Origin of the sequence: Lentibacillus juripiscarius (genome assembly GCF_042685205.1) — a bacterium.
Classification (GTDB): Bacteria; Bacillota; Bacilli; order Bacillales; family Amphibacillaceae; genus Lentibacillus; species Lentibacillus juripiscarius.
Map to the genome: position 1 here is coordinate 111,885 of NZ_JBHUNA010000003.1, position 23,271 is coordinate 135,155.

The following is a 23,271-nucleotide window of genomic DNA, read 5'->3' on the forward strand; positions in this document are numbered from 1 at the left end:
AGGAGTGCCGAGATGGATAAAATGATAGAAAGACAAAAGCAGGAGGAACTGTACACCGTCATTAAAACGGTTGATGATCCGGAACTTCCATCCGTTAGTGTTGTTGACCTTGGAATGGTTCGGGAGGTTAATGTCCATGAAAATCATGTCTCCGTTTCCATGGTACCAACATTTGCCGGATGCCCGGCGCTTGATTTCATTGAACTGAAAGTTAAAAAGGCAGTTGAGGATGTTGACTGGGTCGATGAATGTACCGTCCATTTTTCATTCCAGCATCAATGGTCAACTGATTCGATTACCGAGGAAGGGAAATATCAGTTAAAAAAGCACGGGGTTGCTCCACCTCCGGAGAACTATATTCCCGGGGAGGAATGGACTGTGGACTGCCCGTTTTGCGGATCGTCGTATACGTCCATGGAAAATGTATTCGGACCAACTGCATGCAGGAGCATTCTATATTGCACCGCCTGCAGTAACCCGTTTGAAGCAATGAAACCAGTTATCAAGTATTCTATCAATCATTAAAAGGAAGGTGTTTTAACATGGCAAAACTAATAGCATTATATAAATACCCGGAGGATAAGGAAGCATTTGATGAGCATTACTTTAATACCCATACACCGATTACGAAAGAAATTCCCGGCCTCAGAGACATGAAAGTTACTAAAATTGTCGGCTCCCCGACAGGTGAAAGCGAGTATTATCTATTATGCGAGATGTATTACGATGACCTTGATGCATTGAAAGCTGGAATGAAATCAGATGAAGGAAAAGCATCCGGAAAGGACCTGATGGGTTTTGCCGGTGATCTCGTCACCCTGATGATTGGGGAAGAATTGAATGAGTAACATTAAAGTTTCTACCGAGGACAATGTAGGGATTATCCAGCTCGACCGACCGGAAGCAGCTAATGCGTTAAGCCGTCAGGTGGTTGGTGAGATCGTCGAACAGCTTGAAGCGTTTGATCAGAAAGACTCTGTCCGTGCAATTATCATCAAAGGTAACAAAAAGGCGTTTGCTGCAGGGGCGGATATAGATGAGATGATGGATGACTCTCCCCTATCATTAGAGCTTGCAGACCCATTTGCAGTCTGGGACCGAATCACCCTTATCAATAAACCGATTATTGCAGCAGTGAGTGGTTTTGCGTTAGGCGGAGGATTTGAACTGGCGCTTCATTGTGACCTTATTGTTGCCTCAGAAGACGCAAAATTCGGATTTCCGGAAATTACACTCGGTGTTATGCCCGGCGCCGGCGGTACCCAGCTGTTAACTAAAGCCATCGGCAAAGCAAAAACGCTCGAATGGATTTGGCTTGGCAAGCCTAGGAGTGCACAGGAAGCACTTGAACACGGTGCCATCAACCGCGTTGTTGCGCCGGAGTTAGTCGAGGAAGAAACGATGCGGCTTGCCCATCAGGTTGCAGACCAGGCCCCTGTCGCCGTCCGCTTGATCAAAGAGGCGGTCAATGAGGCGGTCGATACTCCACTAATAGAAGGATCAAAGCTGGAGCGAAAAAACTTTTACCTAACATTTGCTACGGAAGATCAGAAAGAAGGAATGCAGGCTTTTACCGAGAAACGCAAACCTTCTTTTAAAGGGGAGTAAAGGCATGACCCATGATTTTCAGACCATCGTATACGAAAAAAGTGAAAATGCAGTAGTGAAAATCGTTCTTAACCGGCCATCCTCTTTCAATTCTTTTACCGAAAAGATGAACAAGGAGATTATCCACGCTTTAAAAATAGCCGGCAAAGACAAAGAAGTCAGGAGCATCGTCATTACGGGCGAAGGAAAAGCATTCTGTGCCGGGGAAGATTTGGCTGGTGTCGATGAACACACAAATCATGCCGAATTTCTCCGCAACCGCTACCACCCAATGATGCGGACAATTAAGCAGACACCGAAACCAATTATTGCTGCGGTAAATGGAACCGCTGCGGGGGCTGGCATGAGTTTGGCTTTGGCTGCAGATTTTCGACTGGTAAAGCCGGACGCCAAATTCATCAGTGCATTTATGAACATCGGCTTAATACCAGATTCTGCTTTTCTCTACTATCTTCCCCGTCTCATCGGTTACGCAAAGGCACTTGAAGTAGTCGTTCTCGGTAAGCCGATTTCGGGTGAGGAAGCGGTTCATCTAGGGCTTGCCACCGAGCTAATTGACCAAGAGGAGTGGGACGAGAAAGTAAGTGCGTTTGCCGAAAGATTAGCAGCAATGCCGACCAAATCAATTTCACTCGTCAAACGCTATATGGCGAACGGCATGAACATGACATTTGACGAAATGCTTGAAAAGGAAGCACAAGCCCAGCGTATCGCAGGTAATTCAAATGATCATAAAGAAGGATTGTACGCTTTTAAGGAAAAACGGAAACCCCAATTTACAGGAAATTAATAAAGGAGTGTATTACGAATGGTAAGTACAGTAACAGCGGAAGCAGTAACGGAAGTTGGAGCGATGAAAAGGGATCATTATTCGATGATCATTAATGGCGAACGCGTGGAGAGCAATTCATCTGAAACATTTGAAACATTTGACCCGGCCAAAGGCGAAGTGCTGGCGACCGTCGTGAAAGGAAATCAAGAAGATGCCGAAAAAGCTGTCAAAGCTGCAAGAAATGCTTTTGAAAAAGGAAAATGGAGCAACAAGTATCCAGTTGGGAAGCGGGCACGGATCCTTAATAAAATCGCTGCCATTATGCGCGAGCGTTTTAACGAACTAATCGAAATGGAAGTGCTCAACAGCGGTAAATCGATGAGTGCAGCACAGGTCCAGGTCAACCAGTCGATTGAGGTATTTGAATTTTATGCGGGGGCGATTGTCGGTCACCGTGGCAGCGTCAACAACATGCCAAACGGATTTTTCAATTATACGCATAAAGAGCCGGTCGGTGTTTGTGCACAAATTATTCCATGGAACTACCCAATGATGATGGCTTCCTGGAAAATCGCGCCGGCCATTGCAGCTGGATGTACCGTCGTTATCAAACCGGCAAGTCTGACTCCAATTACCGCACTGATCCTGAACGAAATTTGCCATGAAGCAGGAGTCCCGGAAGGTGTCGTCAATACGGTTCCTGGTTCTGGAAGAGTTGTTGGAGACTATCTTGTCGAGCATAAGAACATTAACAAAGTGGCCTTTACAGGGTCTACCCCAACCGGAAAAGACATTATGCAAAAGTCATCCGATACATTGAAGCGTGTTACCTTGGAACTTGGTGGCAAGTCACCAAACATCGTTTTTGAAGACGCTGATCTGGATGCAGCCGTACCTGGCTCACTATTTGGCATCTTCTTTAACACCGGACAATCCTGTGAAGCCCGCTCGCGAATGTTTGTCCATGAATCAATCTATGATGACTTTATGGAGCAGTTTATTGCCAAAACGAAAAAGCTTCAATCAGGCAATCCATTCGATAAGGGCACCCATCTCGGATCGATCATCAGTCAAAATCAACTGGATATCATTGATGGGTATGTACAGTCCGCACGAGAAGATGGTGCAACCATTGCGACAGGTGGAAACGTCATGAAAATTGATGGATTTGAAAATGGATATTGGTATGAACCGACTGTAATTACGGATGTGACCCCTGATATGAAAGCGGTCAAAGAAGAAATCTTCGGCCCTGTTGTGGTCGTAGAAAAGTTCACCGATGAAAAGGAAGTTATCCAGCGTGCTAATGATACTGACTACGGTTTGGGTTCCGCTATCTGGACGAAAGACCAAGGACGGGCAACAAGAGTTTCGCACCAGATTAAAGCCGGTATCGTGATGGTGAACAACCCGTTCTCTGCGTTCCCGGGAACCCCGTTTGGCGGATATAAACAATCCGGATTTGGCCGGGAATTGACGGTCGAAACATTAGATCTTTATATGGAAGATAAAAGTGTTCTTTCTTATTACGGACCAAAACCGTTGAATCCATTCGGCGTATAAACAGAAAGGAAGGCGGAAACAGATGACCATAGAGAACGTTACCGTTGCCGGGGCTGGCGTAATGGGGCGAGGCATCGCATATGTCTCGGCCCTTGCCGGTTTCCGAACAGTTTTAGTGGACATTTCTGAAGAACAGTTGCAAAACGCACTGTATCATGTCCGGAAAACGGCTGAAAAAGGAGTCAAAAAAGAGAAAATTACCGAGGACGAGGCTGACAATCTATTAAACAACCTTACTACAACAACAACGCTGGAATTAGCTGTGGAATCATGTGATTTACTGATTGAAGCCGTACCGGAAAAGCGTGAACTCAAGAAAACGATCATGGAGACTGCGGATGCACATGCTCCTTCTCATGCCGTTTTGGCTTCCAATACATCCACCATCAGCCCAACGGAATTGGCTTCCTATACAAACAGAGCTTTCCAGGTGGCAGTCATGCATTTTTTCAATCCGGTTCATCGAATGCCGCTTGTCGAGATTGTAAAAGGACTGGAAACAGTTCCAGAAACAGTAGACCTAATTCAAGAGGCTGCAACACACATGGGAAAAGAATCGGTTGAGGTCACTGAGTTCCCGGGATTTGTTACAAGTCGCATCAGTGCGTTAGTTGGCAATGAGGCATTTCATATGCTGCAGGAAGGTGTTGCATCTGCTAACGATATTGATAAGGCTGTAAGGCTCGGGCTAAATTATCCGATGGGACCGCTTGAACTTGCGGATCTGGTAGGTTTGGATGCCCGTCTTAATAATTTACGATATTTGCATGAGAAACTTGGTGAAAAATATCGCCCTGCTCCCCTGCTTGAACAGCTTGTCAAAGCAGGACGATTAGGGAAAAAAAGTGGATACGGTGTCTATCAGTATGAATAGCAAGGGAGGGTTTAAGATTGGAAGAAGTTGTAGTTATCGATGCGGTAAGAACTCCAATTGGACGGTATAATGGTGTTTTGAAAGATGTCCGTCCAGATGATTTAGGTGCACATGTACTGCGTTCATTGAAAGAGCGCAATCCCTCGCTCCCCCTTGACGAGGTGGAAGAAGTGATTTTCGGAAATGCCAATGGCGCAGGTGAAGACAACCGAAATGTTGCCAGAATGTCGACCCTTTTGGGTGGGTATCCAGTTGAAACCGCTGCGACAACCCTTAACCGGTTGTGCGGTTCCGGACTAGATGCCGTCACGTATGCTGCTCGTGCCATTATGGCAGGCCAAGGGGATATCATGATTGCGGGAGGAACTGAAAGCATGACCCGTGCCCCATACGTGATGGGAAAACCGGATAAAAGTTTTAAGCGCGGTGCTCAGCAGCTTCAGGATACAACTATTGGCTGGCGCTTTACAAATCCTCTGATGGAAGAAATGTATGGAACGGATTCCATGCCGGAAACTGCGCAAAATGTTGCCGATTTATACCAAATTTCCCGCTCTGATCAGGATGTATTTGCCTATCAAAGTCAAATGCGAGCAAAAGAAGCGATGACGAGCGGACGATTGAACGAGGAAATTTCACCGGTCACTATTCATGGCCACAAAGGTGAAACTCATGAAGTAACAGAGGATGAGCACCCAAGACCAAACACCTCGATCGAAAAACTTAGTAATCTATCATCCCTGTTTACAGATGGGAGTATAACAGCAGGCAATGCTTCCGGTATTAACGATGGCGCTTCAGCGGTAATATTGATGAGCAGAAAAAAAGCTGAATCACTCGGATTTGAACCGCTTGCTTCCTATGTTACATCAGCCACTGCGGGGGTGGAACCGAGAATTATGGGCATTGGCCCAATTAAGGCGACCCAAAAGGCGCTTAAACGGGCTAACATGACCGTCGACGACTTGGACTTAATCGAATTGAATGAAGCCTTTGCCGCCCAGTCGCTAGCATGCATCCGCGAACTGAAGCTGGACCAGGACAAAGTGAATGTAAATGGGGGCGCCATAGCATATGGGCATCCATTGGGAGCCAGTGGCGCAAAAATTTTAACGACCTTGCTTCATGAAATGAAGAAACGGGACAGTAAATGCGGACTCGCTACCATGTGTATCGGTGTCGGTCAAGGGATTTCAATGATTGTTGAACGAAACTGAAGACAAGACAATACCGGATTTTTTACATCTTACAAGAAGGGAGAATTCTACATGCCTTTTGTGATTACTTCGCCTTGCATAAATGAAAAATCTGCCGAGTGCGTGGAAGTCTGTCCGGTAGATTGCATCGAGGAAGGGGAAGATATGTTCCACATTGATCCCGATGTCTGTATTGAGTGTGGTGCGTGTGAAGCAGCTTGTCCGGTGCAGGCGATTTATATGGAAGAGGAAGTTCCAGATGAAGAATCGGAGTATATCGATATTAATAGATCCTTTTTTGAATAGCGCGAAACAAGTGCTCAATCTCCCGCTCAGAAACATATCGACTAGACTAAACCACAGGAGTTAAAGGAGACATGATGAGCGTTGCAATGTTGAGCTTATCGTATGCAGGCATTGAAGTCGTGCTAGCCGTTGTCCACTGGAGCCGGGTAAGGCACACTACGTAACCAATCAGAAAAAAAACAACTAAATGCTCGGTGGGGAGTGATGCGGAATATCGATTTTTCCAACTCACTCCCTTTCTATGCTTCAGGGCCAGCTCCAGACCTAGTCTGTTCATCAAAATCGGATATAATAAGGATAGTTTTTGCTTTCATTTAACCCCCTGCAGAATTATACTCCATAGAATGCACGTTCCGATTTATGACCCTCTATCGAAGTTGTCTGTTGCCGGAGACTTTTTTGGCGTCTGGCTGGCCGGAGTATATAAAGTTTCCCACTCATAATGATCATACCCATTATCGATTTATGGATTAGCAGCGACACATCGATCACAATTGTTGGAAATAATGGGGCTTGACATCCAAGGAGAATTTGCTTGGGAGTCAAGCCCGTTTATACTAGAAATACGGATGGAATCAATTTTTTTAACTGTGGCCAGTGTATATCAAATAGATTAAAGTCAATCAGTGGAAGTGGTTTGGCTGTGTTTTTTTTACCCCAATGTTATGTCGATTCTGAAGTACACCTTTCACTGGCGTACCGCTTCCGAAAAAACCGTTGTTTGAATTTACTTTTGGCAACAAGTAGAGAAAAGTTTAAACGTTATTTAATTTAAACAGCGAAGAAGTTAATTCAGGTTAATAATTCCCAAAGTATAAAGAAATACTATAACAATTGTAACCGGAACTATATAACGCATAAGTGCCCACCAAATAGAATACCATGCCAAAGCTAGTTTATTACCCCTGAAAAACTCTTGTTTCATTATTGGCCTTTCCATCTTAAAGCCAATAAACAAGGCAATAAGCAGGCATCCAATTGGAAACATGACATTACTTACGACATAATCAGTAAGATCAAAAATATTCTTATCAAATAATGTCACTCCACTAAGGACACCTGATGAGAGTCCTGCAGGAATACCTGCTAAAAAGATAATTGACCCTGCAGTCCAAGTAACTTTTTTTCGTGAGCGTTTCCCGTCAGTTGTAAACGCTGCCACCAGAATCTCTAACATGGAAAATGACGAAGTAAGTGTCGCAAACAGAAACAATAGTAAGAAAAGTGTTAGGAAAAGCTCACCAAAGGCCATTTGACTGAACACGGCAGGTAGTACAACAAACAATAAGCTTGGTCCTTGTGCAGGCTCCATTCCAAAAGCAAATACAACTGGGAAAATGAATAATCCGGCTAAAATAGACACAGCAATATTCATAATTGTAACCACGCCTGCAGAAGTAGGTAAACTTTCATTTTTACCTAAATATGAACTATAGGTTACCATGACAGAAACACCAACAGATAGGGCGAAAAATGACTGTCCTAGTGCAAATAGTAATCCATCAGTTGTAAGTTGTGTTATATCCGGTTTAAGAAAGAACCATAATCCTTCCATAGCCCCGTCCAGTGTTAAGGCTCGTATAATAAGGATAATGAAAAATACAAATAGGAGTGGCAGCAGATACTTAGATGCCCGTTCTATCCCATTTTTAATCCCTAGTGTTAAAACAATAACGTTAATTAAAATAAATACGGCAGTACCAAACAACGCTATCCATGGTGAACCTGTGATAGAACTGAAAGCAGCTTCATAATCTGCCCCACCTTTAATAACAAAACCAAACACTGACATTACAGCATAAATAAGAACCCAGCCACCAACAACGGCATAGAAAGATAGTAACAAGAAACTACTGACCACACCTATTCGTCCAACTACTCGCCAGTTACTTTTGGGTGCTAACATGTCATACGCACTAACAGCCTCTTTACCTGAACCACGACCAATTAGAAATTCTGATATAAGCAATGGTAGCCCAATTAAAAATGTGAAAACAATAAAGATAACTAGGAAAGCACCCCCACCATTCATTCCTGCCACATAAGGAAATTTCCATATTGCTCCGAGTCCGATAGCTGATCCTGATGCAGCAAGGATAAATCCTAGTTTAGAAGACCATTGATTCTCATTCTTCATTTTACTCCTCCTCATTTTTGGGAGCTGACGATCAAACAATTATTCTTATTAGGTACTATCTGCCCTTCATAACCTTAATAGCAATAAAGAACTAGTTTTGTTTTATTAAGCCTGAGATATTATGAATGCAGCCCCTTTATCTCTGATTTTTATCTAGCTTTAAAGGTTACTCAGTTCGAACCTGAATGAAAGCAGGATCATCGTTAGACAGCAATATGCTGCCTAAGTTTTCACCTGCACTGTTTCTTCCTATATAATTGAATTTCAATACTGTATTTACCAAGGCCTATTAAGAAACTACTAAAATAAAAGTGGTTTTTTAGCGACAGGTACAACCTTCATATACAGTCTCCATTTTAGGAAGAAAAATATTTAAGTTTGGTCTAATAGTTATTATTCTTTGACATTCCATTTCGGTCTACGTGCTCGTGAGAAGAAGTTATTTAGACCACTTTCCTCTTGAATGCGCTTTTCGCATTTACGGTTTGCAGCTTCTAATGGTGTAATAGAATCTAGATGGGATTGTTTATAGATATCTAATAAAACATTGTAAATTTCTTTTGTTTTTATTAACACACGTTCATGGTTTGCTCCATAAAGCTCATCCGCAACTTGGATAAGACCGCCAGCATTTACAATATAGTCTGGTGCAATTAAAATACCTTTTTCTTTAAGCTCTTCCCCATAACGTTCTTCCCTAAGCAATTGATTATTAGCTGATCCGCAAATTGCTTTTACACGTAGCTGATTAATTATCTGATCATTAATAATTCCACCCATTGCACATGGAATAAAGATATCAGCATCTGTACCGTAAATAGAGTCACTTTCCACTACTTTAACAACACCTTTTGCTGCTTCACCTTTTTGTTTGACTAATTCAAGCGTCTTTTCATTTATATCTGTTACATAAAGGTTGGCACCAGCCTCTAACAAATAATCGGCAACTTTAAATCCTACTTTACCCAACCCTTGAATTGCGTATGTCTTATCGCCAAGATCATCCGTATCAAATAGATATTTACTTGTAGCTTTTAGTCCATAGATTACACCTTGTGCCGTTGGAGTTGATGAATCGCCACCACCACCGTAAGCTTCAGGAATTCCACAAACAAAATTTGTTTCCTTCATTACATTAACAAAGTCATCCATGTTCGTACCCATATCGGTTCCGGTGTAGAAACGACCATTTAATGAATCTACAAATTGACCAAATGCTTTAAGTAGTGCAGGTGTTTTATCCTTTATTGGATCACCGATTATAACTGCCTTTCCGCCACCAAAGTCTACACCAGCAGCAGCACACTTTTGAGTCATACCTTCTGATAATCTTAATGCATCTTCTATTGCATCATCTGCTGAATCATATTGACGCATCCGCGTTCCACCAAGTGCTGGTCCTAATGTTGTATCATGGATAGCGATAATTGCTTGTAATCCAGTTTTGGGGTCATTACAAAACACTACCTGTTCATGTCCTGCTATTTTTTCAAACATATTGTGCCTGCTCCCGTTATTCATATTTTCCTTTACATTTGCGTTTTTTTTCATTGTTGACATATAAACTGCCTCCTTAGTTTTGGGCCTTCAATGATGACACGGTCAATATTTCCTTTTAGAACCACTACCAATTCTTTTCTCGATTTCAATCACATTATTTGTGCCAAGATCGAAATAAGGCCACCCATTTGCAATAAAGCGCATACATTTCCTCTTTACGGTTCCTATAGCATGGGTTGATGACATCCTTAATTGGTAGTCCTCTGTCCTCCTGCCGTTTAAGTTAAAACGGTGCTTCGTCAACAGAAATCAAATCATTCATTGGTCCTTTTTGATGGACACTTATTGTGGATCCTCCACCTAAATACGCTACAATCAAATTCTTATTGTAATAGGAATCATACATTTCTTTTGCAACTTGTATTGCTACCGTGCGAATACTGGTAATTGATGCTACGATAATTTTTAAATTCAGCTAAAGAGTAGGTTATGCTTTTTTGAAAACCATCTCTTCATCTCTAAATTCCCAATTAGAATTGGCTCCACATAGCATCGGCAATCGCAACTCTCTTAGGAGTTTATCTTTATCAAATAAATTCGATTAATCATCAAAATTCCTTATACTCATCCATTTAGTATCCTCCCGTAATAGGCGTATAAATTTTTACTTCTTCAAAAATTTATTATTCGTTGAAATAATCTATTTAAATTTAAATAGTTATATGTGAATTGGCATTCCTAGTGCTAATTCAGCAGTATCCAGAACTGCCTCTCCCAATGAAGGATGGCTATGAATCGTAAGTGCAATGTCTTCCACACTAACAATTTGTTCGATAGCTAATGTGAGTTCTGCAATGATATCACTTGCACCAATTCCAACAATTTGTGCCCCAATCAGAACTTTATCTTTTTTCGTTGTAATTAAACGAACAAATCCTTCAGTTGCATCAAGTGATAGCGCACGGCCATTTCCATTTAGCGGAAACTTAAATACGTTAACTTCATATCCTTCTGCTTTCGCTTCTTCCAGTGTAAGGCCTACCGAAGCCATTTCTGGATCTATAAAACATACAGAAGGAATAGCCCCATAATCCACACCTACATTTTCACCCGCTATTACTTCAGCAGCTACCTTCGCTTCATAACTTGCCTTATGTGCCAACGCAACACCAGGAACTATATCGCCGATAGCAAAGATATTCTTCTTATTCGTACGACCTTGGTCATCAACAGGGATAAGATCTTGTTTCCCAACTGTAACCCCTGCCATTTCTAGTCCAAGCTCATTCGTATTTGGTCGACGTCCTACAGAAACTAATACATAATCGGCATCTACAGATTTTTCTTCTCCTTTAACTTCATATCTCACACTGACACCATTTTCAGTCTCACATGCCTCTTTCGCCATAGCATTCGTTTCAATAGTGATATTTTTCTTCCGAAAACTATGAATGGCATATTCGACCATGTCCTTATCAAAACTAGATAAGATGGACGGACTTCCTTCTAAAATCGTAACTTCAGAACCAAAATTAGCGTAAGTACTGGCTAATTCACATCCGATATATCCACCACCTATTACAACTAATTTCTTTGGTACTTCGGAAAGACTTAGAGCACCTGATGAGTCAATCACTCTTTTACCGAATTTAAACCCATTTATTTCAATTGGATGACTTCCTGTTGCAATTATTGCGTGATTAAAGGAATATGTTTGTGCATTGTCCTCTTGCATTACTCTTAGCTGATGATCGTCAACAAAAAATGCTTCACCACGTAATATTTCTACTTTATTTTTCATAAGAAGCATTTCTATACCTTTTGTTAGCGTGCCAACAACCTTTTCGTCTTTCCATTCTTGCGTTTTAGAAAAATCTAATGTTACATCTTTTGCCTTAATACCGAACGTATCTGAGTGCATGGCATCCCGATAACGATGACCTGCGCTAATTAAAGCTTTAGAAGGTATACAACCTGCGTTTAGACAAACACCTCCAATATACTCTTTTTCAATAAGCGAAACCTTTTGTCCCATTTGCGCTGCCCTAATGGCTGCTACATAGCCACCCGGACCAGCACCAATAACTACTGTATCAAGCTCAATAGCAAAATCTCCTACCACCATTTGTTGATCATCCCTCCACCAAAAGAATTTCTGGATCAGCTATTAATTCTTTTAAATCATTAATAGCTTCTTGTGCTGTTACACCATCAATTACACGATGGTCAAATGAGAAGGAAAGCTTCATTATAGGCGCAGCAACTATTTCCTTATCTTCGTTTACAACGGCCTCATGTTCGATTCGACCAATTCCTAAGATTGATACTTCAGGGTAATTAATAATCGGTGTTGACCAAACCCCGTTTGTTGCAGCAGCACCAACATTTGTAATGGTTGTGGAACCATTTCGCATATCTTGAGCTCCTAATTCTCCCTTTTTGGCCTTGTCAGTGTACTTCATAATCTCTTGAGCAATTTGTAAAATTGTTTTCATATTCGCTTCTTTAATATTAGGTACGAATAGTCCTTGATCTGTATTAGTCGCAACCCCAATATTGAAACAATTTCTGTAAACAATCTCATCTGCTTGCTCGTTAACATACGCATTAAGTGCCGGGTGCTTACGCAATACAGCTACTAAAGCCTTCACAATATAGGGCATAAACGTAAGTTTAACACCTTGTTCTATAGCTCTTTCTTTGGACTTCTTACGATGCTCTATTAGCTTAGAAACATCAACGGCATCAAAGACAGTAACATGTGGTGCCGTCGTCTTACTTTTTACCATTGCCTTAGCAATCGCTTTACGTGTTGACGACATTTTTACACTATTTTCGGTTACTTGTGGCGGGGAAGTAGATTCTGTTAAATCCTGTTTTATTTCCGTTTTTTTTGTTTGTACCACCGTGAATGTATCGTTTTGGACGGAATCATTTGTCGTTGTGGTTGATTCACCTGAAATGAACATATCGATATCTTCTTTTGTGACACGGTTATTTTTTCCTGTTGGATTAATTGTGCGAATATCGACGCCTTTTTCACGTGCATAGCGACGTACAGAAGGAATAGCCATTAATCTGATATCTGTATCCATGCCCCCTTGTTTTTTGTTTGCTGCGGTATTTATTGCTTCTTGTTCTTCAACCTTCGTTTTTTCTTGTACAGAATCATTCAGAGCATCCGCTTCACTAGTTTCTAATTGTTCAATACTTCCTGTTCCTTCTGTCTCAATTTCAATGATAACCTCACCAACTTTAGCTACTTCTCCCACTTCAAAAAAGATCTTGCTAACCGTTCCCGATACTGGTGAAGGTAACTCCATAACAGTTTTATCATTCTGTATTTCTAATAATGAATCATCTTCTTCAATGGTACCTCCAACTGTCACAAACCATTTGACAATTTCACTTTCGGCAATTCCTTCGCCTATATCAGGCAATCTAAACTGAAAACTCATGCAAGTGTGCTCCCCTTCCCATGATTATTCTAGAAGTCTATAACTTCTTTAACCCTTTCTTCAATATCTGCTGCATCTGGAAGCCAAACCTCTTCCGCTTGACCAAATGGATAAACAGTATCTGGTGCCGTAACTCGACTTACAGGTGCTTCTAGATATAAGAAGATACGTTCTGCAATTTCAGACATAACACTGCCCATAACACCTGCTTGACGTTGCGCCTCTTGTACTGCAACAACACGCCCAGTCTTTTTAACAGATTCGAGAATTGTCTCCATATCAATTGGAGCAACTGTTCTTAGATCGATTATTTCGACCGATATATTTTGTTTTTCTAACTTTTCTGCTGCTTTTACTGACTCCTGAACCATTGCTCCATATGCGATAATAGTTACATCCAACCCTTCCCTCGTTATAGTTGCTTTATCTAGTGGCACGGTATATAATCCATCTGGAACTTCTGCACGAAATGAACGATATAGTTTTAGATGCTCTAAAAATATAATTGGATCATTGCTACGGATAGAAGAGATTAATAGCCCTTTGGCATCATAAGGATTACTTGGAATGACCACACGCAATCCAGGTGATTGTGCTACTATTCCTTCAAGACTATCTGAATGTAGCTCTGGTGTATGAACACCTCCACCATATGGGGAACGAATCGTTACGGGGGCAAAACGTTCACCACCCATTCTATAGCGAACCCGTGATAATTGACCCATTATTGCATCCATCGCCTCAAATGCAAAACCGAAAAATTGAATTTCCGGAACAGGACGGAAGCCTGCTAACCCTAAACCTACAGATGCTCCAACAATAGCTGATTCTGCTAGTGGCGTATCGAAGACCCTTTCTTCACCAAACTTTTCTTGAAGGCCTTCTGTGACTCGAAATACTCCACCATTCATTCCGATATCTTCACCGAAAATTAAAATATTTTCATCCCTTTCAAGTTCTAAACTAAGCGCATCCGTTATCGCCTTTACCATTGTTTTTTGGGCCATTATAATCTCTCCTTTCCTTCATATATTTTGATTTGTTCTTGTATATTTTGAGGAGCCTCTTCATACATCTTTTTGAGGAACATCGAGATTTTTTGAGGTTCTTCTTTCCACATTTCCTTAATTGCGTCTTTTATTTGCGCTTTTGTATCTTCAATAATTTCATTTTCTTTTTCTTCCGACCACAAACCCTTTGCTGTTAAAAAATTCCGCATGCGGATTAAACAGTCACGTTTTTTCCATCTTTCTAAAACTTTATTTTCCCGATAACGCTTTGGATCATCTGACATTGTATGTGGACCATATCTAAAGGTAATTGTTTCAATTAACACAGGGCCATTACCGGCAAGTGCATATTCACGCGCTTCTTTTACTGCACAATAGATTGCTAAAGGATCCATACCATCAACTTGAATCCCCGGTATTCCAGCTGAAACAGCTTTTTGTGCTAATGTTTTTGATTTTGTTTGTTTTGATCTTGGAGTAGAAATTCCGTAACCATTATTTTGAACAATGAAGAGTGCTGGTGCATTGTAAGCTCCCGCAAAGTTAATTCCTTCATAGAAATCACCTTGTGAAGTACCACCATCACCTATATATGTCATAACAACATTATTCCTGTTACGTTTTTTAAAACCTAATGCAACTCCTGCTGCCTGTGTATATTGAGCACCAATAATAACTTGTGCGGGCATTGCAGCAAAATCATGTGGAAACACGTTTCCTGACATATAGCCTTTGTACCATAAAAATGCCTGTTTTAACGGCATCCCATGTTGCACAAGTGGTGGGAAATCACGATAAGTTGGTAGTAAGTAGTCCCCTTCTCCTAATGCATATTGACTAGCTAACTGACTTGCTTCTTGTCCCCCAGAAGGAGCATAGTTTCCTAATTGCCCTTGGCGATTTAAAATAGTTACTCTTTCGTCATAGGTTCTTCCCCATACGAGTCTTTCCATTAACTCAACTAATTGATTGTCAGTTAAATCGGGCATTAAATTAGAGTCAACTACTTTCCCATCTTCATCTAAAACTTGATACATAGGAAAGTTATTTTCAACCTTATTGATTTGCGAATCAAAATCAAATGCTCCAGCTTTTTTCTTAGTAATTTCATACACAACCTTTCTTCTTAATAATTCAGCTAAAAATAAAAGCGCTTTAATACGCATCCCAAAAATGCTATTATTGAAAATAAAATATATTCATACCTTTGGCCATTAAAAATACCTGGCTACAAGAATTTTAAATAACCTAACTTATAATCGTTGCAGCAGCTCCTTAATAAAACCTTTGTAGCAAACGATAGTAAAACGCTTTCACCTAAATGTTAAAGCTTTTCTGAAATGTAGTAAAATAGAATAAATTTATTCAGTTATCAAATAATTTTATTTGACAAAGTATTCAACCTGAATCTTGAGTTTTAGTCTTAACTTGAAGTTATGCTTTATTTTTAAGGCAGGAAAGTCCTTATCTACATTACTGTGAGTTCGAACGTTAGAAGTATGGGTAACTGTTTTGTGTAGTTCTAAACTTATCGGGGAAACAGCCTTTCAAATATGGTTCAACCCACCGGTTTAAGGAATATCCAAAATGACCGTTAACCAGTACCTTTATGTGTATATCTAATTAATATCAGGTATAAAAACAAGTTAGTACTAGTTTACTAGGCTTAAAAAGCCTAAACATACTATACAAGGGGAATTGAGAATGGATATTAGACAACTGCGTTATTTCATCGCAATTGCAAATGCTAAGAGTTATTCAATAGCAGCTAAGAGCCTGTTTGTAACACAACCCGCTTTAAGCTGGACAATACAAAAATTAGAAAGTGACTTGAATACAAAGTTGTTTTATAATGTAGATTATGGTATCGAGCTAACAGAGAATGGAAAGTTTCTTTACGAGCATGGAAAAAGTATTGTAAAAGATATCGATGATTTAACGAGACTAATCCGGGAACATGAACATAATATGGAAGGATCTCTAAAAATTGGCTTAACCGTTCTTTTCTCAATACGTTATATGAAAACAATTTCTGAATTTATATCCTCCCATTCCAATTTTGAAATTACACTAATTCAAAAAGGTTCGAAACGAATACAAGAAATGGTTTCAACCGGAGAACTAGATTTGGGGTTAGTTTCTTTTCCAATATATTACGACAATCTTGAGGTGGAACCTTGTGCTAAACAGTTTCCATCATATGATGTATCTGTAGTTGTCAGCAATGAAAATCCGCTTTCTACAAGAAGTAACCTAAAGTTAGAAGATTTGAAATCAGAAAAGTTCAGTATTCTATCAGGTGATTTTATATTGGGGAATATCCTTTATCATAGGTGTAAAGAAATTGGATTTGAACCAAGTGTTGTTTTTAAAAACGAGAACTGGGAGGTCCTCTTAGAAAATATTGCAGTTACTAACAATGTAACAATATTACCAACGGAACTTGCAAAAGTTGCTAAATTCAAAGATGTTAAATGGATAAAACTTAAAGATAAAATTGGTCAAATAGATATCGGCTTTGTAAAAAGAAAACATGAAAAACTATCTCATTTAAATGTACAATTTTGCCAAGCAATTAAACAAGGAATTCAAGCTCAACAATAAATCGTAAATTAGGGAGCAGGAATCGGATACTACCTTCTTGCCCCCGGGTTTAAGGGAGCCCACCTTGCTGGCTAGAAAAGATGGTATTTAATTTACCTGCACCCCTCATCGATCCATGCGTGAGGCCCCCTATATACGGCTTTCCGACGTTCTATTTATTTAATTTTACGTACATCATTTGAAAGCCCGTTCCGACTAGTCCTTTTGAAGTCTTGCGAATTTTGTCTAAGTTGTTTTTTTCGCCATTTCCGTAATTACATCTTCGATTATCCTTTTTTAGTTATCCACAAATAAAATTAAAAAGCAACCCTTCTCGAGTTGCTTGTTGCTACGGTTCAACGTCATTTTCAAATTTTTGCTCATTTACTTGGAAAGAATAAATTCTGTTCCTTTCTTTCTCTATTTTCTTTTCTGCAAACGCACTAAATCCTTTCACATCTAGAGTTGACAAGAAAAATATATACTTTTCTTTTTCTTCTTTTTCGATAATGAAAGGGGCTATATCGTTTTTTAAAAGGATGTGATTCATCATTAATCTGCCAGTTCGGCCATTCCCATCTGCAAATGGATGGATTCGCTCAAATTCAACATGACTTTCACATGCCAGTTGGATAATTTCTTCTTCTTTATTCACCAAATCCATTCGATAATTAATATTATCCACCCATTGTTTCATCGCTAACGGTGTTTCACTTGGTTTCGTTGTTTCGAATTCCGTTCCTTTGATATAGTTCACTTCTGTTTTAAACTTTCCTCTTTCGTGATGCAGACGATTCATTAATACGGAATGAGTTTCAAGCAAAATGTCCATCGTACATTCTTTCTCTGATGTGTCAGGATCAAATAAATATTCCATAGCGTATCGATGATTATCAATTTCATACAATTCTCGTAAAGAGACTTTGTTTGGTACGATACGATGAAGAATAATCGACACTGTTTCAGCTAAACTAATCATGTTATTTTCAATTGCACAGGAATGGTGAGACATTCTAACAAAAAAGTCATCGATATATTCTTTCTGTAGCTTCATTTTGCATCCTCCCAACATCCCCATGTTATCTTATGGAACAGTATACCATTCCCTGGTTTTTCAGGAAATTACCTGCCGTTGCATTAGAGGAGAGTTATGTGATAATAGGAGAGATAATCAAACATCATACATTATCCTTTTTATTTAACTTTACTAGCAATTTTATACCTACACTCCTTGTACACTTTCCTGCTTACAATTCTTACTTCAAGACTTCAATTTCTTCATTATCCAATCCCATCTCTTCATACGAATTCAGAATTTCATAAGCATCCTGAGAATTCTCTCTCCACCTGTGCTCTTTCTGCTTTGGTATGGTCCATTATCCTAAAAAAAGCTGCTCCAACAGGATTACATGATTTGTTTAAAGTGCCTATACAAACGCCTCCATTAACTCTTCAGGTGGCAGGATGCGCTCGCCTCCACCCTGTACAATTTTAGCAGTTCCTCCCCCTTTTCCATTGATCAGTGGAAGAACCTGCTTCAGCAGATCGTTCATGTTAACGTGAACAGCTTCTCCCCCTGCACAGACCAGCTGCAGTTTATTATGATTTTCATTAACCAGTACAGCAATCATATCATCAGCATTCGCTGTAATCACTTTTGCCAGCTGCTGCAGTTCCGGAATAGACCTGTCCGCGAAGACTGCTTTGACGATCCTTCCACCGTGGCTCTCTTCCGCCTGTTCAATATAGGCCTCAGCCTCATAATCAATTAGTTTGCTTTTCAGTTCATTTATCGTTTTCTCCTGATCCTTATTCAGCCGTAACGCTCGTATTGCTGTTTCATTCAACTCTTCCTGTGGCACATTCAATGTATCGGTTAAACCGTAAATCACTTTATGTTTTGCGCCCAGCTCATTCAATACCCTGCCACCACAAACAAAATAGACCCGTACCTTTTTCTTCTGTTTTTCCCAATGCAACATTTTAAGCGCACTCACCTGCCCCGTTGAATTAGGATGAGTCCCGCCGCAGCCGTTATAATCGAAATCCGGAATAATGACGAGCCGAATATTGTCGGAAACGGATACTTCTTTTCGGAGCGGATACTGCGAAAGTTCTTCCGCTGACACCCACCTCGTCTCCACCGGACGATTTTCCAAAATAATATCATTTGCCTTATTCTCGACCTGCATAATCTCCTCATCCGTCAAGTCCACCGCATCAAGATCGATTGAACAAATCTGCTGTCCCAAGTGAAAGCTGACCGTTTGATAGCCAACCATTTCCGCAAATGCCGCCGACAGAATATGTTGACCAGCGTGTTGCTGCATATGGTCAAACCGCCGCTCCCAGTCGATTTCACCTGCAATCTCATGATGTACGTCAACAGGGTCTTCTATGTAATGACGCACTTCCCCACCGATTTCTTCCACATCATAAACATGCACACTATTCAATGTACCGGTATCATGCGGCTGCCCACCACCTGTAGGGTAAAAAGCTGTCCGGTCCAGCACTACATAGAAATGCCCCTGCTCATCCCTTTCAGCCTTTAACACCCTGGCAGTAAAAGCGCGCATATACGAATCCTGGTAAAATAATTTTTCCGTAGACATAGGTTGATGCTCCTTTGGTTAGATGTATCTATTATACGTTTCGTGTTATGACTTTCCAATAAAAATCAATGGGTATTGGAATATTGGTAAAAATCGTTCAGCCTGTAACTTGTACTGTAGAAAATAAAAAATGGCGTTTGTATGGTGATGGTGAATGGGGGGATAATGTGGAACAAAACAAACAACCGCACAAGCCGAACATATCTTTTTCTATACCAGCAGCACGTACATCGAACACGAAAAGGAAGGGTGAGGAAATGGAGCAGGCAGTCAGGAACAAGCTACGTGAAAAAAGTTCTCCCATAATGATCACAGTTATTTCTAAAAAGTGGATAATGAATCATTTTATTATTATTCGCCTGAGTGAATTTCATAATTCAATATCTACCTTTAAAATACGAACAATTAGGTTATTGCGTTTGATTTCCACTTCAGGCGGACGCTTTCCGCGGGCGGCTGATGAGCCTCCTCATGCTCGTCGTGTTGCAAGTGTGGTCGTGGATGCAGCACTCCTCGCAGGTCGAAGCTTACTCATGGAAGCTTTACTTTGGGCTAACGCCTTGCGGGGTCTCATGTAGGCCTCTTATCCCGCAGGAGTCGTCCGCCTTCCGTTCCAATCTTCTAAGGTAGAGTACGAATGATTAAGTGTATTTTCAGTTATAAGTTCGTATATTAAGAAAAAAAGTATTTATGAAATTCATTCGCCTATATATAATAAAATGACCCACCGTGGTACGCTTAAAAAGAGGCGTGGTGGGTACTGTTAGTTACAATGTACACTATAATTTAGATTAGTCAATTCATACCCACCCAATACGCATCAGCACGAATCCAGGATTAGATTGACAAACATTTAAGTAACTCGGAGCTATGTCGCTCACTTGCGTGGATTCTAGTAACAGATTACAACACCCATGACATTCTACTCAATAATAAATTACGATTTAATTCGCCTGTAAGATCAAAGACTTGGAGATTAAATTCTGGAGATTTCTGATCAGAAAAACTTCTCCACTCTTCCGCAACATACTTTAAATCCGATGCTTTTATCAAAGCTACATCCGTGTCTTGTTCGGAGAATGCTTTTAGTTTCTGCGCTTGTGCAACAGCATCCTTTGTATAATCATGCACGATAATTAAAAAAGTTGTTACCCGCATATCATCTGAGCGAATGTAGCCTAAAAATTGGTTGAAATGATCTTCAGGGAAAGTATAAGGTTTTTCGGTGCTTTTATTATCCCATAATATAACTTCCTTAGCGTTATACTTTAGTTTACCATCAGCATGTTTAGAGCCCTTCATATCCACTAATTCTACTCCCAATTTCTTTTCAAACAAATAACATGTCGCTTCTTCAAAATATTTTTCGACATCAAGATCCTTATCAATGACTTTATTAACACGCAAGGCTTTGTAGTCTCTCGAAGCCAGCTCTTCATAAAAATCGTATAGACGGGACCTTTCATCAGTGGGATCGGTAGAGTTGGGTGTCGATAAATTTTCATAGTAGTCAATTATATTTTGTACTTTTTCATCCTTCGTACCACTTACCTTGGCGCCTTCCAGCCCTTTTAATATATCGGATAATTCCTTCGTTCCAAAAGCCTTTAGTGCAGTTGATGGAAGGATATTGTGCTTAATGATCCGTTCAACAAGATTGTCTTTCTTGCCACTGGTGCCTATGTTCAAATCAGTCAGAATGGCCTTTAATTGATTGACATTCAAATCACTAAGTAGCGTTTCATAAACTTCATTTCTTAGCTCCCCACCCATTTTATAACGGACAATGCGAGCAATTTCTTTTGGTATTATATAATACGAGGTATCTTCCTTAAAGCGTAGAATAAGGCCCCTTGACTGCAGATTTTTTAGAGAACGATCAATTTGCTTACTTGAATGGAGTTTATTACCCTTTTGTGGAAAGCGACCAATACGACTTTCCAATAAATAATGATCTCTTTTAGAAAGTTCTAACTCCGCACGCAAAACATTTAATATATTCGTTTCATGAGCGTTTAATGAATCATCTTTTTTCCATGCTTCTGCCAACACGGCACTATAAATCCTTTCTGCATCCTGAGGAATGGCAGTTTTAATATAGGCATCATCAGCACTCTGCTTTACAATTTCAGTTTCCAGCTTATTAACTTCCTTAAGTAAATCGTTTTCACTTAAGATATAATTTTGCTGCTCCATTAAAGACAATAAAATCATTTCATTTAAGACTGCTATGTCCCTTGATTCTATATTGAAGTTCAAATTTCTTTGGACACGTTCATTATTCTGGAATTCATCCACATTCCGGATAATAATCTCTCGCATTTCTTCTTCTGTTTCCATCCGCACATCTTTAAGAAAACTATCCACAATTCGCCCGAGATACAATTTGGACATTTTAGGCAAAATATCTTGTAAATACATGCGCTCACATCCCCCTTAATGTATTTTTTCTTCCATAGTTACTATTATTTAAATATACGACAATAATTACCTGAATTCCTTCAAAAAAAGAAAAAATGACATCATTAAGAGATAACACCACGTATTTTATAGAGGAAAACAAGCCTCCCATCCCAGGATAGCCTGTTCCTTTCTCCCTTCCACTAGTCCGCCATCTCCTGATAAATTTCCTCTATGTCCGGGGCCTGTCCCCATTATCATGATTCCTTTAATTTTGCTTGTCGAAGGAAGGATTCCAACACCTTCGTCCCCATGCTTAAAACGAGCAAGAAAATATGATCTCTGCTACTTTCGTTTCCGTTTTCCGCCTGATTTTGATACGCCTGAAAACGCTCCTCCAAATACTTCCTTTCTTGATCTGTTACCGTCACTATTTGGAGAGTGGTGGTAAGGAAACTTATCCGCATATTGAAAATCACTCCTGCGTAAATCCTCAAGGGTGTAGGTTCCTTTATTCTGTTTCTGTTTTTTTATATGTTCTTCCTTGCTTCTCATCTTCTTTATACGCGGAAGTATTACGTTTTTATAAAACACTTGCCTAAAGTGGCTCTTCACTTTTATCGATAACCTATCAGTATCAACCGGCATATAGGTTATCCGGTATCTGCCCATTTTTTTAATGAGGTTTTTATCTTTAACTTGCTTTTCTAAGAATATATTGATTTTATTATCATCGAATCTGATATCAAAATAATCTCCGATAATATTTTGCTTATTTTGAATTATAGAACTATCTAACATAGCTTTAACAACCGCTTTTTGATATGTGTATTTTTTCTTGATCTTCAAACGATATCTATTTCTTTTCTTTTTTAACGATGACAATGGTACATCAACAATATATACCTGATGTCTTATATCCTCTGAATTATTCACTTTTAATTTGAAGCTTGATTCCATCAAAATTATTCTCCGCCAATCAGATTATTTCTTTGAAAATAACTAACATCTATCCCAATTAGAGAAAAACACCATTTGCTTAATCTATGAAGTCTTTTAAATGAAATGGATACCGACAATATAATCCACTTCTTTCAAACGATAATTTAACCGCTTAAGAACATCTTCAGCTTTACCTACTGTTTGTAATATTTCTTTTCGTTTTCCAAAAATAATAACATGCTGATTGGATATTCACATAAAATTGAGTCAAATAATCTTTCTACTTGTTCTTCTTTCTATTACAAAT

20 protein-coding genes are annotated in these 23,271 nt (G+C 39.8%); 10 read left to right on the plus strand and 10 right to left on the minus strand.

Annotation, left to right across the window (positions count from 1 at the left end; translation table 11 throughout):
• Positions 1-12 precede the first annotated feature (12 nt).
• Genes paaD through ACFSUO_RS01870 form a run of 8 tightly spaced genes read left to right on the plus strand, consistent with a single transcriptional unit; the run spans position 13 to position 6,319 of the window.
• A complete protein-coding gene (paaD, locus tag ACFSUO_RS01835; RefSeq protein ID WP_382390482.1) occupies positions 13-525 on the plus strand; it encodes a 1,2-phenylacetyl-CoA epoxidase subunit PaaD in 513 nt (170 codons plus the stop codon).
• Positions 526-542: 17 nt separating this feature from the next.
• Positions 543-848, plus strand: a complete 306-nt coding sequence (locus ACFSUO_RS01840) for an EthD family reductase (RefSeq protein WP_382390484.1) — start codon at positions 543-545, stop codon at positions 846-848.
• A complete protein-coding gene (locus ACFSUO_RS01845; RefSeq protein WP_382390486.1) occupies positions 841-1,608 on the plus strand; it encodes an enoyl-CoA hydratase-related protein in 768 nt (255 codons plus the stop codon). Before ACFSUO_RS01840 ends, ACFSUO_RS01845 begins: the two co-directional genes overlap by 8 nt.
• A gap of 4 nt (positions 1,609-1,612) precedes the next feature.
• Positions 1,613-2,398, plus strand: a complete 786-nt coding sequence (locus tag ACFSUO_RS01850; RefSeq protein WP_382390488.1) for an enoyl-CoA hydratase/isomerase family protein — start codon at positions 1,613-1,615, stop codon at positions 2,396-2,398.
• An 18-nt stretch (positions 2,399-2,416) separates the two neighbouring features.
• Positions 2,417-3,943 carry an aldehyde dehydrogenase family protein gene (locus tag ACFSUO_RS01855; RefSeq protein WP_382390490.1) on the plus strand — a complete coding sequence of 509 codons (1,527 nt, stop codon included), beginning with the start codon at positions 2,417-2,419 and terminating at the stop codon, positions 3,941-3,943.
• 22 nt (positions 3,944-3,965) lie between these two features.
• Complete coding sequence (locus ACFSUO_RS01860; RefSeq protein ID WP_382390492.1) at positions 3,966-4,817, plus strand: 3-hydroxyacyl-CoA dehydrogenase; 852 nt, start codon at positions 3,966-3,968, stop codon at positions 4,815-4,817.
• A gap of 17 nt (positions 4,818-4,834) precedes the next feature.
• On the plus strand, positions 4,835-6,034 hold the full coding sequence (locus ACFSUO_RS01865) for an acetyl-CoA C-acyltransferase (RefSeq protein ID WP_382390494.1): 1,200 nt from the start codon (positions 4,835-4,837) through the stop codon (positions 6,032-6,034).
• A 51-nt stretch (positions 6,035-6,085) separates the two neighbouring features.
• Positions 6,086-6,319, plus strand: coding sequence for a DUF362 domain-containing protein (locus ACFSUO_RS01870; protein ID WP_382390496.1), 234 nt, complete (start codon positions 6,086-6,088; stop codon positions 6,317-6,319).
• Between the two features lie 787 nt (positions 6,320-7,106).
• On the opposite strand, the gene ACFSUO_RS01875 is transcribed toward ACFSUO_RS01870, so the two are convergent.
• The 6 genes from ACFSUO_RS01875 to pdhA all read right to left on the minus strand — a co-directional run bounded on the left by ACFSUO_RS01875 (position 7,107) and on the right by pdhA (position 15,461).
• A complete protein-coding gene (locus ACFSUO_RS01875; protein ID WP_382390498.1) occupies positions 7,107-8,456 on the minus strand; it encodes a sodium-dependent transporter in 1,350 nt (449 codons plus the stop codon).
• A gap of 393 nt (positions 8,457-8,849) precedes the next feature.
• Entirely contained in the window at positions 8,850-10,016 is a 1,167-nt protein-coding gene (locus tag ACFSUO_RS01880) for a Leu/Phe/Val dehydrogenase (RefSeq protein WP_382390500.1), read from the minus strand.
• A gap of 658 nt (positions 10,017-10,674) precedes the next feature.
• Complete coding sequence (lpdA, locus tag ACFSUO_RS01885; RefSeq protein ID WP_382390502.1) at positions 10,675-12,081, minus strand: dihydrolipoyl dehydrogenase; 1,407 nt, start codon at positions 12,079-12,081, stop codon at positions 10,675-10,677.
• 7 nt (positions 12,082-12,088) lie between these two features.
• Positions 12,089-13,414, minus strand: coding sequence for a dihydrolipoamide acetyltransferase family protein (locus tag ACFSUO_RS01890; RefSeq protein ID WP_382390504.1), 1,326 nt, complete (start codon positions 13,412-13,414; stop codon positions 12,089-12,091).
• A gap of 29 nt (positions 13,415-13,443) precedes the next feature.
• Positions 13,444-14,421, minus strand: a complete 978-nt coding sequence (locus tag ACFSUO_RS01895; RefSeq protein WP_382390506.1) for an alpha-ketoacid dehydrogenase subunit beta — start codon at positions 14,419-14,421, stop codon at positions 13,444-13,446.
• Positions 14,421-15,461 (minus strand): pyruvate dehydrogenase (acetyl-transferring) E1 component subunit alpha, encoded by a 1,041-nt coding sequence (pdhA, locus tag ACFSUO_RS01900; RefSeq protein WP_449280318.1) that lies wholly within the window; start codon positions 15,459-15,461, stop codon positions 14,421-14,423. Before pdhA ends, ACFSUO_RS01895 begins: the two co-directional genes overlap by 1 nt.
• Before the next feature lie 667 nt (positions 15,462-16,128).
• On the opposite strand from pdhA, the gene ACFSUO_RS01905 reads away from it, so the two are divergent.
• Positions 16,129-17,028, plus strand: a complete 900-nt coding sequence (locus tag ACFSUO_RS01905) for a LysR family transcriptional regulator (protein ID WP_382390508.1) — start codon at positions 16,129-16,131, stop codon at positions 17,026-17,028.
• Between the two features lie 328 nt (positions 17,029-17,356).
• Here ACFSUO_RS01905 and ACFSUO_RS01910 read toward each other — a convergent pair whose 3' ends face one another.
• Both ACFSUO_RS01910 and ACFSUO_RS01915 read right to left on the minus strand, forming a co-directional pair.
• Positions 17,357-18,061: a Fic family protein gene (locus ACFSUO_RS01910; RefSeq protein ID WP_382390510.1), complete on the minus strand. Its 705-nt coding sequence runs from the start codon at positions 18,059-18,061 to the stop codon at positions 17,357-17,359.
• 373 nt (positions 18,062-18,434) lie between these two features.
• Entirely contained in the window at positions 18,435-19,622 is a 1,188-nt protein-coding gene (locus ACFSUO_RS01915; RefSeq protein WP_382390512.1) for an alanyl-tRNA editing protein, read from the minus strand.
• Positions 19,623-19,690: 68 nt separating this feature from the next.
• Here ACFSUO_RS01915 and ACFSUO_RS01920 point away from each other — a divergent pair, with 68 nt between their 5' ends.
• A complete protein-coding gene (locus tag ACFSUO_RS01920; RefSeq protein WP_382390514.1) occupies positions 19,691-20,200 on the plus strand; it encodes a hypothetical protein in 510 nt (169 codons plus the stop codon).
• 325 nt (positions 20,201-20,525) lie between these two features.
• Here the strand turns inward: ACFSUO_RS01920 and ACFSUO_RS01925 are convergent, their stop codons facing one another.
• Both ACFSUO_RS01925 and ACFSUO_RS01930 read right to left on the minus strand, forming a co-directional pair.
• Positions 20,526-22,043 carry an SAP domain-containing protein gene (locus ACFSUO_RS01925; RefSeq protein WP_382390516.1) on the minus strand — a complete coding sequence of 506 codons (1,518 nt, stop codon included), beginning with the start codon at positions 22,041-22,043 and terminating at the stop codon, positions 20,526-20,528.
• A 324-nt stretch (positions 22,044-22,367) separates the two neighbouring features.
• Positions 22,368-22,958 carry a hypothetical protein gene (locus ACFSUO_RS01930; RefSeq protein ID WP_382390518.1) on the minus strand — a complete coding sequence of 197 codons (591 nt, stop codon included), beginning with the start codon at positions 22,956-22,958 and terminating at the stop codon, positions 22,368-22,370.
• Positions 22,959-23,271 lie beyond the last annotated feature (313 nt).